This is a genomic window from Salinisphaera sp. SWV1, from assembly GCF_052044155.1.
In the GTDB taxonomy this organism is placed as follows: Bacteria; Pseudomonadota; Gammaproteobacteria; order Nevskiales; family Salinisphaeraceae; genus Salinisphaera.
Window position 1 is genome coordinate 1 of record NZ_JBQDYE010000058.1, and the last position, 13,636, is coordinate 13,636.

Annotated in this window: 13 protein-coding genes; 4 read left to right on the forward strand and 9 right to left on the reverse strand. The window is 60.8% G+C overall.

Annotated features, from left to right (window positions below; all coding sequences use genetic code 11):
• Window positions 1-61 precede the first annotated feature (61 nt).
• The 9 genes from ACS8YF_RS18370 to ACS8YF_RS18410 all read right to left on the reverse strand — a co-directional run bounded on the left by ACS8YF_RS18370 (window position 62) and on the right by ACS8YF_RS18410 (window position 8,623).
• Window positions 62-355 carry a hypothetical protein gene (locus tag ACS8YF_RS18370; RefSeq protein ID WP_440851565.1) on the reverse strand — a complete coding sequence of 98 codons (294 nt, stop codon included), beginning with the start codon at window positions 353-355 and terminating at the stop codon, window positions 62-64.
• A gap of 437 nt (window positions 356-792) precedes the next feature.
• The gene (locus tag ACS8YF_RS18375) at window positions 793-1,017 is read right to left on the reverse strand and encodes a helix-turn-helix transcriptional regulator (RefSeq protein WP_440851566.1); all 225 of its coding nucleotides are present in this window, start codon (window positions 1,015-1,017) and stop codon (window positions 793-795) included.
• Window positions 1,018-1,144: 127 nt separating this feature from the next.
• The gene (locus tag ACS8YF_RS18380) at window positions 1,145-2,068 is read right to left on the reverse strand and encodes a hypothetical protein (RefSeq protein ID WP_440851567.1); all 924 of its coding nucleotides are present in this window, start codon (window positions 2,066-2,068) and stop codon (window positions 1,145-1,147) included.
• 92 nt (window positions 2,069-2,160) lie between these two features.
• Entirely contained in the window at window positions 2,161-2,358 is a 198-nt protein-coding gene (locus ACS8YF_RS18385; protein WP_440851568.1) for a hypothetical protein, read from the reverse strand.
• Window positions 2,355-2,585 carry a hypothetical protein gene (locus tag ACS8YF_RS18390; RefSeq protein ID WP_440851569.1) on the reverse strand — a complete coding sequence of 77 codons (231 nt, stop codon included), beginning with the start codon at window positions 2,583-2,585 and terminating at the stop codon, window positions 2,355-2,357. The genes ACS8YF_RS18385 and ACS8YF_RS18390 overlap by 4 nt, the downstream gene beginning before the upstream one ends.
• Window positions 2,586-2,598: 13 nt before the next feature.
• Window positions 2,599-2,820 carry a hypothetical protein gene (locus ACS8YF_RS18395; RefSeq protein WP_440851570.1) on the reverse strand — a complete coding sequence of 74 codons (222 nt, stop codon included), beginning with the start codon at window positions 2,818-2,820 and terminating at the stop codon, window positions 2,599-2,601.
• Window positions 2,817-4,007 carry a tyrosine-type recombinase/integrase gene (locus ACS8YF_RS18400; protein WP_440851571.1) on the reverse strand — a complete coding sequence of 397 codons (1,191 nt, stop codon included), beginning with the start codon at window positions 4,005-4,007 and terminating at the stop codon, window positions 2,817-2,819. Before ACS8YF_RS18400 ends, ACS8YF_RS18395 begins: the two co-directional genes overlap by 4 nt.
• 659 nt (window positions 4,008-4,666) lie before the next feature.
• Window positions 4,667-7,201, reverse strand: coding sequence for a plasma-membrane proton-efflux P-type ATPase (locus ACS8YF_RS18405; RefSeq protein WP_440851572.1), 2,535 nt, complete (start codon window positions 7,199-7,201; stop codon window positions 4,667-4,669).
• Window positions 7,202-7,603: 402 nt separating this feature from the next.
• The gene (locus tag ACS8YF_RS18410; protein WP_440851573.1) at window positions 7,604-8,623 is read right to left on the reverse strand and encodes a bifunctional enoyl-CoA hydratase/phosphate acetyltransferase; all 1,020 of its coding nucleotides are present in this window, start codon (window positions 8,621-8,623) and stop codon (window positions 7,604-7,606) included.
• A 450-nt stretch (window positions 8,624-9,073) separates the two neighbouring features.
• Between ACS8YF_RS18410 and ACS8YF_RS18415 the strand changes: the two genes are divergently transcribed.
• The 4 genes from ACS8YF_RS18415 (at window position 9,074) to ACS8YF_RS18430 (ending at window position 13,409) form a co-directional block, all read left to right on the forward strand.
• Window positions 9,074-10,276 (forward strand): paraquat-inducible protein A, encoded by a 1,203-nt coding sequence (locus tag ACS8YF_RS18415; protein ID WP_440851574.1) that lies wholly within the window; start codon window positions 9,074-9,076, stop codon window positions 10,274-10,276.
• Between the two features lie 95 nt (window positions 10,277-10,371).
• Window positions 10,372-11,967, forward strand: coding sequence for a PqiB family protein (locus tag ACS8YF_RS18420; protein WP_440851575.1), 1,596 nt, complete (start codon window positions 10,372-10,374; stop codon window positions 11,965-11,967).
• Window positions 11,968-12,058: 91 nt separating this feature from the next.
• On the forward strand, window positions 12,059-12,727 hold the full coding sequence (locus tag ACS8YF_RS18425; protein WP_440851576.1) for a PqiC family protein: 669 nt from the start codon (window positions 12,059-12,061) through the stop codon (window positions 12,725-12,727).
• Window positions 12,728-13,175: 448 nt separating this feature from the next.
• Window positions 13,176-13,409: a hypothetical protein gene (locus ACS8YF_RS18430; RefSeq protein ID WP_440851577.1), complete on the forward strand. Its 234-nt coding sequence runs from the start codon at window positions 13,176-13,178 to the stop codon at window positions 13,407-13,409.
• The last annotated feature ends 227 nt before the right edge of the window (window positions 13,410-13,636 follow it).

Consider the following 13,636-nt stretch of genomic DNA (forward strand, 5'->3'; position numbering starts at 1 on the left):
AAATTGACCAAGGCCCGAATCCGAACCTACGGCAGACGAGTCTCGGGACATAATTTGGCTTCTATTTCAGCAGCGCCCTAGGCTCGCTTTCCGCCAGGGTCGCGCCGGTTGCCCACCCTTCGCAGATCAAGACACGTGACGTCGGCATGCGACCACTGACGGGGATGAAACAGCCTTGCTTTCGGCCGCCTTTAAGCAGTCTTTTGTCGCCGCCCGGGCCGATGAATTGGAGGCTGTGCAGGATTCGGTCGAAGTCGTACAGCGGTAATGCCAAACGATTGCCGTATTGCCGCGCCCTGTGCCGCTGCACGCGCTTTTTAATCAGATAGGCGTGCCCTGCATCGGCCGGTTTCATTGGGCGCCACAAACGCCTTGCACGAGCCGCAGAGCGCCGTTGTCGATCTTGCGTTTCGCGGTCCCGCGTGGCTCTGGCCGCAGCAATCTGAACATCAAGCTCCGCCCGCTCAGCCGGGCTTATGACTGCGTTTGAATGACCGCGCCATATCTCGCTCAGACCGGTAGACCAATCGACAATGATCCCGGCCCTGCCATCAGGGAAGAGCCTGCAACCGCCGGCAGTATTTCCAGCCCGTTTCCCATGGCCCGGGAAGCGGTGCCAACGTCCCGGCTCTATCACGTCAGGCGGCGTCAGGCCGGCATCACGGATCGCGTTTTTGAAAGCGGGCAGTGAATCCGCAGATGCGGTAAGCTGACCGTGTCGGTTCGCCGACTTCGCAATGCTGTTGTGAGAATCCGCGCCCGGTGCCCGCCGGGCGCTTCTCGTTGGGGCATTCATTCCACGCCCCCGGCCGACACTGAGGCCGTGGAGGTGTGCTGCCGGGACTCGGCCCATTCCTGTAATTCGTTGACGTTGTAGCGAACAGCGCGGCCAAACTTGGCAAATCTAGGGCCATTACCCCTGTGACGCCATGCTTGTACTGTTTTGACCGATACGCCGAAAAACTCAGCTACTTTGTGCTCTGAAACGTAGCAACCAGATAGGTTTGCCTCTGCCATTCCGCGCTCCTGTCGTAGACGGTGGACGCCTTGGTGGGAATCCGTAAAAACCCAAGGTCAGGAGCAAATTGACAAACATGCGTACTGGGTTATAAGCCCATAAACCAGTTCCGGCGTGAACGAAAAATCAACCGTCCGCTCGATACGTTTTAAGAATATTCAATAGCTTATCTGGAATGCGCTCTGAATTTAGGTGGCGTGCCTGAATTTCATCAGGGATCGTCCACACGCTGTCTTGTGCGAGTGTCGGCGCTCTGCTGTGCGATGGCTTGTGCGTGCAAGCGAAGTCGCAGATCCCGCGCGACACGGCTAGAAATTCCGGCAGGGACTCGGCCGATAGCGCGTTGTGCAGGGTGAACGGGTAGTCATTATTGAGCCTGAACGCCGCCCATAGGTGCGCGACAGGCGCATTTTCGCGCCAATACTTTTGGATCAGCGTTTGCGAAACATTAACGTCCGTGCCGTCGCCGAATTTTGCGCCGGCTATCGCATATTGACGAACTGCATATATAGCCTTGTTCAGGCTTGGCTTTGCGAGGTTGAAGCGGTCCATTAGATAAAGGGAGCTGAGCACGTCGCCAGCTATAACGCCACGCTTTACGCGTTCGTTTACGTCATGTTGAAGTTTCGTACTGCTGGGCGCTTCCAGAATCGCCGCCAGTGTGAAGGCATTGATCTCAACAGAAGGGCCATCGGTCCGGTTTCCAAGCAGTTCGCTCGCCTCCAGGACGGCTATGAATTGCGCGCGCTTGGTTTCATCGTTCGGGAACACCATGAACGCATTGACGATGATTGCGTCACGGGCGGGGTCGCAAAGTAGTGGAAGGCAGCCGATCTCGTCGCGCTGGTCTGAAGGCCTTGGTTCGCTGGCGGCCAACAACTCGTGGTCACTCGCTTCAGCATTCAGCTTGGATTGCCGATGCTCGTGCTCTAACTCGCGTTTAAGTTCCTTCAGGGCTTCGGCCTTGTTCGGGCCGTAGCCGACGCAATCTGTTTCGTCGTCGGTTGCCCATACGCAGCCGTCGTCGTCTGTCTTGTAACTGATGCCCATCACGCGTCCTTCATACGCGCCTTCAATAGAACCCGGCCAGGGCGGTGAAGGTGGCCGCCTTTTCGGGGATCAGCCTAGGCCGGGTGAAACGCTTATGAGTTTCTCAGTTGCTCCTGTTCGGCTTCGCATTCGTCCATTTCATCGCGAAGAAAAGCGACCGCGCGTGTCAGGTTGTCCGGATACTCGCCGGCATCGGTAAAGACGACGTTATGGAAGAGCCAGTCGATCAGCACCGACATGCGTGCCGTTCGCTTGTCGTAGGCGTCCACTTGGTGAAGGTGATTGTTCATTCCATGCTCCCGCGATTGCCGGCGGTGGATTCGAGCGCTTCAACGCACAATTGGACGATCAGGCTGTATCCATATCGAACGTCGTCGCTCATCGCGTCCCCACTGGGATCCTGGTCCATTGCCAGCAAGACGCAAGCCACGCGGTGGCATGTCTCGCGATAGTCATTTTCTCGGGACAACAAGTTCATTCGCTTGTCGTCGGGTATGCCATGATTACGGTTAGCCATGATTGCCTCCTGTTCAGGCAGTTGTGGTCAGGCGGTCGCGGTGCGTCACCACCGTGCCCGCCGCTTTCGGCGGAATTGCCGAAACTCGTGTGATCTTCTGGCGCCATAGCCGGCAGCGCCTGAGTGCTCGCGCGCTGCGCTGTGCATCTGTCATCGCATAGCGCCGGGCCTGTCGAAGCTCGTGCGATGCCATGAGTCGGTAGAAATTGCGGTCTACGCTGATTCGCTCGTTCATGACGATTCTCCGAACAAGGGGACCACGTTGGATGGCTGCTCGCCGGTGACGATCTGGCGCAGCTTGCGGTCCCAGGCTTCCAATGCCGCGCGCTTTTCCTTGTCGTAGCTGTAACGGTCGTAGATGCCGCCCATGCTGCGATCCTTGTGGTTCAGGATCTTGTCCTGAATAAGCCGGTTGTAGCCCAGCTCGCCCAGCCGGGTTGCAGCGGTGCGTCGAAGATCATGCGGCGTGAAGTGCGGCCAGCCGTGCTTTTCGACCAGGCGACTCAACGCGCGGTCAATGCCCGACACCGTCAGCGGGCGGCCTTTGAATGCGGATAGTAAATAGGGCGTCGTGTCCGACTCGGCGAGAGAGAGTGCCGTTTCGCTCATCGGTACGCGATGCTCGATGCCGTTCTTTGCGCGCTCGGCCGGGATCGTCCACCAATGCCCGTTGATTTCATCGGCGCGCATGGCCGCGACTTCGCCGGGCCGCTGGGCCGTCAGCAGGATCAGCTTGAGCGCACGGCGCATCGGTTCACTGGTGCCACTGTATTCATGGAGTGCCTGCCAGAATTCGGCGATCTCGTCGTCGGATAACACACGCATACGCGGTGCCTCCGGTGATGGGGCGCGGATATGTGACGCGGGGGATACGTCCATCAGCCCGCGCTCGACCGCGAAGTTAAACATCCGCCGTACGCAGGCCAGAGTGCGGTTCGCCTGAATCGGGGCGCCACGTTGCACGATGCGATCCAGCAGCGTTGCTATGTCGCGACGGTTGACGTTCTCCAGGCGCTGGATACCGAGCGCCGGCAATACGTCGTTCCTGAGCGTCGCCTCGTCTTTCTCCCAAGTGCGCTTATGGCGCTTGGCGTACAGCTCGATGTATTCGCGGGCCAGTTCGTTGACGGTCGCAGCCTGGGCTTGGGCTCGCCGGGTTTCGACCGGGTCATCGCCGTCCAGCACGGTGGCCAGCGTCTTTCGGGCGCGCGTTATGGCCTCGGCGAGGGTGATATGTCCGTACTGGCCGATGGTCAGCAGGCGCTTGCGGCCGCCCGACCGGTACGACAGCACGAAGGCCTTTTTACCCGTGGGGTAAACGCGCAAACCGAACCCCGGCAGCGTGTCGTCCCATCGAACATCACGCCTCGGGGCCGGGCCTTGGTAAGTCACCGCGTCTATCGCGCGCTTGGTCAGTTTCATCTATCGGCCCCAGTGAGTCACCAATAAGTCACCACTGGAACGAGCATGCCGTAGGGAACGATGGGAAGCAAGGGTTAAATTAAAACCCGGTAATACAACGGTTTCAGCGTGTCTGTAGAAAATGATGGGAAACGGCAGGAAGGCACTCGCATCGACTTTTAATCAATTGGTCGCTGGTTCGAATCCAGCACGGCCCACCAGAACCTGGCTGCGAGGCCGTTGAAAGCCGCTTTTCCGATGGGTCAGGCGGCTTTTTTACGCCCAAGATGATCCCGCACGGTGGATTGCCCGTGGATTGAATCCCCGACAAGTTCGAACGCACCGACCGCCGTTTCGCGGTGTCGCGTGCGCCCCGTGTGTCGCGACCTTGGCGCTTGTGCTCCCGTATCGCGGTTTCTCGGTCGGGGGCAGACCCCCGATCCGTGCCAGCGCGTGCGGCTTGCTATCCCGGGTCTGTCCGAAGCCTGGCGGGGTGTGGGCCCATCGGGGGTGACGCCGTGTTGTCCTGGTTTGGTCGAGCGCCTTGGGCGTGACGGACGAGGCCGCGCTGAACAATTCCGTGATGAATACGACGGTAAGCGGATTAGCCAGCCGGGCGCGCCGGGCAATGGTGTCTTCGTTTCGCCGTTGTACGGTTACGTTGCGTGAGTGCCCCGCTATTACGAATCCCGACGGCGGCGCTGGGTGGCCGCTGGCTGCAAGGACTCAGTGAGCACGCCGAGGAAGCGACGATGATGGCGCGAGCGCTGTTCGACGAGTCGATAAGTGCCGAGCTTGGCAAAGTTCATAATCATCATCCAGGCGATTTCATAAAGCCAGATAAGACCGATAGCCGCCCAGGAGATCGACGGCATCAGCCAGCCGAACGTTACAAAACACACGCCTGCAATCTGGGTACCCACGATGGCGGTGAACAGTTGCCAGGACGGGTAGGGCGGACGCCAGAGTGGGTGTCGTGAGCGCGTGACGAACAGCAACAGGTGGCCGCCGGCGATAAAAGCCAAAAACATCATCGTCTGGGTTTGGGCCAGTGCTACCCCGAACACATCCCGGGCGAGCAGATACAGCCCGAAACTCTGGGCCAGCGACAGCGCGCCCATGACCGACGAAATCGCGAGCAGTCGATCCATTTGCCAGCGCACCGGCCTTTGGCTGGTCTCGGCGTTATCCCAGGCAATGGTCATGATCGGGATGTCGTCGAGTAGCGCCAGGAGGATGATCATGATCGTGGTCAGCGGATAGCTGTTGTAGATGAGCATGGTCAGAACCACGAATACCATGATGCTCAGCGTCATGGAGATGCGATAGATGGTGTAGCTCATCATCCGTTCGAAGATGCGCCGCGCCTCCTCCACCGCACCGATAATCACCGACAGCCCCGGCGCAGTCAGAATGAGACTGGCCGCGCTGCGCGCGGCGTCGGTCGCACCGGAGACCGCGATGCCGACTTCGGCTTGCTTGAGCGCCGGCGCGTCGTTTACGCCGTCGCCGGTCATGGCGACGATGTGGCCGGCATCCTGCAGTGCCTTGACGATGGCGAATTTGTGCTCGGGGAAAACTTCGGCGAAACCGTCTGCATCCTCGATCGCCTGGGCCGCCTCGGCGGATACACCGCGCTGCCCGCTTTCATCCATCAATAGGGCGCTGGCCGGATGGATATTCGTGCCCATGTCGAGATCGCGTGCGATCTCGCGCGCGATTGCGGTGTTGTCGCCGGTGATCATTTTCACGGCAATACCGTGCGCTCGGGCATTGGCCAGCGTCTGCTTGGAATCGGCGCGCGGCGGGTCGTACAACGGCAGAATGCCGAGACAATGCCAGCCGTCGTCGGCGCGCGATGTGGCCACGCCGAGGGTACGAAATCCTCGGCCCGCCGCCGAGTCAACGATCTTTTGCGCGCGCGTTAGTGCTTCGCCGGACAATGCGCAGAGTTCGAAAATGACCTGTGGCGCGCCCTTGCTGACCTGGAATTCAGTCCCGTCCTGGGTCTGAATGCTGGCCTCGGTGCGCTTGTGGATCGGGTCGAAAGGCTTAAAACGCGTCTGCTGGTAGTGTTTGAGTACCGAGGCATCGGGCAGAGCCTCGATGATGGCGGTATCAATGGCATCGCGGTTTTCGGCCCGGGAAGCCAGCGCGCCATATAGGACGATGTCGTCGTCTTCGGCTGCATCCAGCAGTGTCGGCTCGCCCAGGGTCAAACGATTCTGGGTCAGCGTGCCGGTTTTGTCCGTGCACAGCATGTCGACGCCGGCCATCTCTTCGATGGATTCCAGACGCGCCACGATCGCTTTCATCCGGGACAACGCAAGTGCACCCAGTGCCATGGTGACGGAAAGTACCGCGGGCAGCGCCACCGGGATGGAGGCGACCACGACGATCAACACGAACGACAACAGTTCCAGCACCGGCATGCCGCGTGCGATCTCGACGCCGACCAGCAGGGCCGAAAGGGCGCCGGCGGAGATGATCAACAGATTGCCGATATGCAGTACCGCGCGCTGGAAATGGGACGTTGCCCCGGCGCTCTCGACTAACTTGGCCGTTTTGCCGAAGGCGGTGTGCGCCCCGGTGGCACAGACCACGGCGACCATCTCACCTTCCTTGATAAGGGTGCTGGAGTAGGCCAGATCGCCGGTTTTTTTATTCGCCGGCAGCGACTCACCGGTTAGCGCCGATTGGTCTATGGATAGATAGTCGCCCTCGAGTAGCTTCACGTCGGCCGGTACAACGTCGCCGAGCCGCAGTCGTACGATGTCACCCGGCACCAGCAGTGCCGCCTCAATCTCTCGCCAGGTACCGTCGCGTAGCGCCCGGGCTTTAAGTGCCAGCTGGCCCTTGAGCGAGGCCAATGCGTCGGCCGCTGATTTTTCCTGCCAGAAGCCGATGCCGCCGTTGATGATGAGCATGGCGACGATAACGGCCAGGCTATCCCAATCCGCGTTGACCGCTGAAAGCACGGCGGCGATTTCAATCATCCCCGGGATCGGCCCCCAGAAATAGGACAGCAATACACGCCACAGGGGCGTGTGCTGTTCGCTCAGCTGATTTGCACCATACTGATCGAGTCGTTGTCTCGCCTGATCCGCGCTGAGGCCGTCACTCGAACTGTCGAGTTTGGCGAGCGCTGCATCGTTGTCCAGGCAGGCAAAGGCGTTTGCGCCATCGGTCTGGCGTTCGGATTGTTTGTCACTCATGCGGGGCCTGTCCTTCCTGGTCTTGTGACGGGCATGGCCGGGATGCCGTCGGTGTCTTGTCATCCGTTTCCGGGTCGATGCCCGACGATCTCGACCCGCTCGCCGGCGCTATGCGCACGAGGCAAGACGACCCGTCTCTGCTTGGTCGTTGTGTTGTCGGGTTCATGTCATCCACGCCCGGTGAGCCCGGCAACGATTCAACCGTGTCGGGAACTGCCGCGGAGGCCGCAGCCACCGCGAGCCCGGCTGTGGCGGGGCGAGCCGACGCGTGGATATGCGATCCGGCGTCACGGCCATGCTTGTCTCGGTCCGGGAGAACGTCAGGGTGCACATGGCCGCAGTGCGTGCCCACTGGCGTCCGGTCCAGTGTGCTGCAGCCGGTTGAGTTAGCAGCGCTATAGCTCATACGCCGCGCCCGCCTTCGCGCTGCCACTGTCGGTAGCGCGTGGCCACCGCACAGGAAGCCAGGCGGGAGAGCATGTTGTCGGCGCGGCTGGTCAGCATGATCGGGACACGTGCGCCTACCACCATGCCGGCGAGGTGGGCATCGCCGAGATACTCGAGCTGTTTGGCGATCATGTTGCCGCACTCGAGGTCGGGGACGACCAGCACGTCGGCGCGACCGGCCACCTCGGATCGAATATGTTTTGTGGTCGCCGCTTCGGGCGAAACGGCGTTGTCCAACGCCAGTGGCCCGTCGAGTGTGCCCCCGATGATCTGCCCACGGTCGGCCATCTTGCACAGGGCCGCGGCATCCAGTGTGGCTTGCATCTTCGCGTTGATCGTTTCCACGGCACATACGATCGCGACTTTCGGCACTTCAATGCCCAGGGCCCGCGCAAGATCAATGGCGTTCTGCACAATGTCACGCTTTGCCATCAGGTCCGGCGCGATGTTGATCGCAGCATCGGTGATCAGCAGCAGCCGGGGATAAGTGGGTTCATCGACCACGAACACGTGACTCATGCGTTGCTCGGTGCGCAGCCCCGCATGGCGGGCGACGACCGCATGCATCAACGCCTCCGTATGCAGCGCCCCCTTCATCAATGCCTCGACCTCGCCGGTCCGCACCAGCGTCACGGCACGGGCTGCCGCTTCCTGCGCGTCGCCGACATCGACGATTCGTGTATCGCCCAGATCGAGACCGGACTGCTCGGCTACGGTACGGATTTGAGCGGATGGGCCGACCAGCACCGGTTCGATCAGACCGTGAGCGGTCGCCACCAACGCGCCATTGAGCGCGACGGCGTCGACGGGTTGCACAATCGCCGTGGCGAGCGGTGCGGCCGGTCGGGTACGCTCAATCAGAGCCTGCAAGCGCTGACCGGGCAACGCTGCCTCGGTATTGATCGGATCGGCTTGTATGGCGCTGCGTATTCGCGTGGGCTTGTGCGTGGACATCTCGCTTTTTAATCGAACCACGGGTCAACTCGATAGCAGATTAGGCGACCGGAGGTTAAGCGTTTTGATCCGCATCAATAAGCACCCAACCGAGTTGAGGCCCGATACATTTCCAATGTTGGTGTGCATCGTCACGCCTGAAGAGTTCCTGGTCGCCATCCGATGACCGTCGACGGTGCCACGGCCCGGTTCGGCAACGATGCCCGCGAGCTCGTCGGCGTCGCCAGCGGGCCGGTGCCCTGGACCGGCCATCCGCATACGCTAAGGCTTGAACGCCCGCCGCTGGCTGGCCCGATCCAGCAACGTCAGGATATGTGGCCCGGGCATAGCCGCTCTGAGCTTGTAAAATGGCTTCGGGCGCGCACGCGATCGAGCGCAGCAGCACGATCGCCGAGACGGTCCAGACAACGTAACTCGAACCCACGCGTGTCCGGCGTACCTGCGGCGTTTCCGGCTTGTTGAGGATTGTGCATGGCCATTGCTTGTCCCGACTGCGGTGAAGAACAGTCGATCCCCGCGCTCGTCGAAAACACGGTCGCGGAGTGCCGTCGTTGCGGCCGTTTGCTCGATCAGTTCAACGAGTCGGGGCTGTCGATCGCGCTGGCTTGGTCGTGGGCGTCTTTATTGTTGCTGCTTCCGGCCAATCTGCTGCCGCTGATGCAGGTTTCGATCGGCCACGACCGGCGGGCCGGCTATCTCTCGTCCGGCGTGCACGCGTTGGCGGTCGAGCATTGGCCGCTATTGGCCCTGATGTTCGCGGCGTTTACGATCGTATTCCCGTTCCTGTACGTTGGCTTGATCACGACGGTTCTAACCACATTGCATCTGGGCTACAGACCGAAGTGGGTAGGCCGGCTATTCCGGTACGCACATCAAATCCGGTTGTGGTCGATGCCGGATGTGCTGGTTCTGGCGGGCCTGGTCGTGTTCATGCGCACGCAGGTGCAGATGCAATCCCATATAGAAGCCGGCGGCTGGTGTCTGATCTCGGCCGCCGTATTGCTCATACTGATGCCCCACTCGTTTGCCGAGCATCGGGTGTGGCGATTGATCGCACCCGACTTGCCCGAGCCCCGGAACGAGTCGTCTCTCAGTTGCGATGTGTGCAACCTGATTCTGCCGCTGTCGATGGAGCAAAAACGATGTCCCCGCTGTCGGCGCCGCCTGTATCTGCGCAAACCCAACGCCCTGAATCGTACGGCCGCGCTGGTGGCTGCGAGTTACGTGCTGTACTTTCCGGCCTATTATTACCCGATGAGCACGACGGTACAGCCGAATGGCGTGCAGCAATACACGATCATGCAGGGGATAAGGCAGCTCGTGAACGCCGGGTATTGGGAACTGGCAGTGATCATCTTCACCGCGTCCATATTGATTCCGATGCTGAAGCTGATCGGCTTGAGTTGGCTTTACATGAGCGTGCGTTATCCGTCCCAAAGGACGCTGGTGCTGCGCACGCATCTGGCACGCATCATCCATCGGATCGGGCGCTGGTCCAATACCGACCCGTTCATCGCCGCCCTGATGGTGCCGATGATTTCCTTTCACGGCATTGCCAACGTGCATCTTGGCAAGGCCGCGCTACCCTTTGCGCTGGTGGTCACCCTGACCATGCTGGCATCGCGCTCGTTTGATACCCGCTTGATGTGGGATGCCGCCGAGGCCCGTTCATGAGTGGCGCGGACGACACAAAAGGCGCGGCCGAAAACGAAATCGACGCCCCCCGGGCACGGGTGCGGCGGACGCCCTGGCGCGGCTGGATTTGGTCGGTGCCGCTGGCGGCCCTGATCATCGTCGGGTATCTGGTGGTACGGACGTGGTTATTGGCCGGCCCCACGATTACGATCATCTTTCCCAAAGCGGCCGGCATTTCTTCGTCGGGCTCGTCGCTGCAATACAAGGGCGTGCAGGTCGGCCAGGTCGAAAACGTCGAACTGACGCCGGACCGGCATGCGGTGAAGGTGACCGTGGGGGTGCAGGACGGCGTATCCGACTTCCTGCGTAGCGGTACCCAGTTCTGGGTCACCCAGCCCAGCATTCTGTCCGGACAGCTGGGCGCGCTGCTGTCCGGCCCGAATATCATCATGCAACCCGGGCCGGGCCATAAAAGCCACCGCTTCACCGGGCTCTTGCATCCGCCGGCGACGGCGCCGAACCAGGCAGGACGATCGGTCACGCTGTACGCGTCGTCGGCGAATGGCTTGCAGTATGGCACGCCGGTTGTCTACCACGGCCTCAAGGCGGGAAAGGTACTGGCGACCGGCTACGACAGCAAGCGCAATGCCATACGTATAAAACTGTTCATCAAAAAGCCATTTGCAGGTCATTTGCACGACGCCGGTACGGTTCGATTCTGGCGGGCATCCAGTTTCGGCGTCGCAACGGATAACGCCGGCGTTCATGTGGACATCCCGCCGCTCGACGAAATACTCCATGGCGGCATCGCTTTCGACGTGATGGGGTCGAGCAAGCAGGCGGCAGGCGCCCCCACGATCGATCCGCATCTCTACGCCAGCGCCGACGCGGCCAGCACGGTGATGACCGGCCGCCATCTATTGTTTTCCACGCGGCTGGCGTCGACGGCGGCCGGTGACATCGGGCCGGGTACGCCGGTGAAACTGGACGGCATTCGGGTCGGTACCGTGCGCCATGTTTCGCTGACTTACGATCCCAGGCAGCAGGCCATGCAGGTGCCGGTGACATTCGATCTCTATCCGGATCGTTTTGGTTTCAAGAAATCCGCGACAAACAAGCCGGCCGGTTTCGATCAGGTCCTGGCGACGCTTGTCAAGAAGGGATTACGGGTGCAGTTGACCACGGCCAATCTTGTCCTTGGCAGCCGGCAACTGTCCCTGGTGATGGCCGGCAGCGCCGGGCAGGCCACACTGGATACGTCGGCCAACCCGCCGCGTATTCCGGCCGTCGAAACGGCCGGTATCAATTCGGTCCTCGCCTCGGTAAGCCAGCTGACGCAGACCTTGAACGCCAAGGTTAAGGGAGTGCCGCTCAAGGCGATCGGCAGGCATGTGCTGAAATCGAGCGCGCGCGCTCAGGCATTGCTGGATTCCCCGCAGGTTGCTGCGAGCATCCGTCATCTGGACCGGACGCTTGCCAACGCGCAGGCCATTACGGCCGCGGCCAACGGCCAGGTCGGGCCGACACTGAAAAGCTTGCGGCAGGTTTCCGAGTCGGCGAGGCAGACCGCGAATACCATCAATCGGCTGGCGGGCGGCTCCCTGGGGGATCAGCAAAACATGCAACAATTGGTATCGGAGTTGACGCAGACCGCCCGCTCGGTGCGTGGCCTGGCGAATTATCTCCAGCAACATCCGGAAGCTTTGCTTTATGGCAAGAAGAGGCACTAGTGCCCTGTAGAATCGATTCACGTCATGGGTTTCGAGCGATTTTCCGCGCCGGGCAAGGCGCGGATACGAGCCGTATCAGGCCATGCGGCGAATGGCCGTGCCGCCGCATGGCGCGAAGAAGTGGCGAAATAGGGCGATGAATTTGCGTTACAGGACACGAGTGGGTGGCTACACCACAGCGCTTGTCGCGCTGGGGCTATTGCTGGGATTGAGCGGCTGTGCCAGCAGTCCACCGACGCAATTCATCGAACTCGACGCGCAGGCGCCCAAGGCCGCGAATGTCGTTCACTCGGTCGGCATCGCGCCCATCACGATGGGGCGGGTGTCCCTGCCGGCGAGCCTGGACCGGCTGGCCCTGGTGCGTCGTACCGGGGCCAATCGACTCGATATCAGCCAAGCGGTGGAATGGGGGGGGCCGCTGGATAGTCTGGTGCGACAAACCCTGGGCTCCGACCTGGCAGCCCGGCTCCCGCGGCAGGCGTACACGCCGTCCGATCAGATCCCGGCCGGTGCGCAGCAGGGTTTTCACTTTCTTGACGTGACATGCCAGACGTTTTCGGCCGGTGCGAACAACCGGGTGACACTGGCTGCCCACTGGAGTCTGGTCGACGGAAAGACGCATCGCACGATAATCGCTAAAAGCGCGACGATCCATGTACAAGCGGCCTCCGCTGGCGGCGGTGACATCGCTGCGGCGATGAGTCGCGCCCTGGCTTTGTTAAGCGACCAGGTCGTCAGCGCACTCGCAAGGAAGCCGTGACACGATATTAGCGGTGTTCAGTTATTAATCCGGCATCAAAACAGCTGACTTCGTCAGCTGTTTTCAACGCCTTCAAAGACAAAAGCCGGCGCCTGTTCGTGTTTTATTTTTGAAGGCTTCGCGGCCAATGGCCGCGGCGAGCGTGCGTTCGCATACGCGCGCTATTAACCCGAAAAATCATCTATTTTTGTGCCGGGTCAATAACCAGGCTTTTGCAGCAAAGGAGGCGAGCCTCGCGTAACCCATTGATATAAGGCTTTGGATAAAGCCATCCGAGGTTCGCCTGTGTCGGATTCCAACGTCTCACCGCTCCGATTTGACCCATCGATGGCCTGACGGTAATCGTGAAGATACTTGTCGCTTCTGCGGATGGTCCGAGTTGATCTGCTGAGGGGATTTGGATTTATCTTTTTCGTTCGCTTTGAGGGTGTAGAAAAATTAACTGCCGGTGATAAACGCAATATCAGATCGTTACGTAGGTCGCTATCTGCGCACGTTACTGGTTCACGGCGCCCGGGCCTTATTGACCCAGGCCGAACGCCTGCCCGGTCAGCGGGGCGCGTGGGTGCGCCAACGGATCGCCCGCAATGGCCGCAACAAGGCGGCGGTGGCGCTGGCCAACAAGAACACGCGGATTTTATGGGCGCTGATGCACAGCGGCGAATCGTATCAGCCGGCCTGAGCGTGAGATCGGAACCCATGACGACATCGCGCATCCACATCACCGAACACAACCGATATTCAAGGAGTTCAAGCGGTCAAGGCTGATGGCGCTGACCGCGCCCCGAGTCGGCAGCCCCGACTGATGAACAACAGGTCAAACCGACGCCCCCGATACGCCGGCTAATCCACGGGCCCACGAGGCCGATAGGTCGATTGCGCGCTGGGGCGTGCGGACTCTCATCAAGG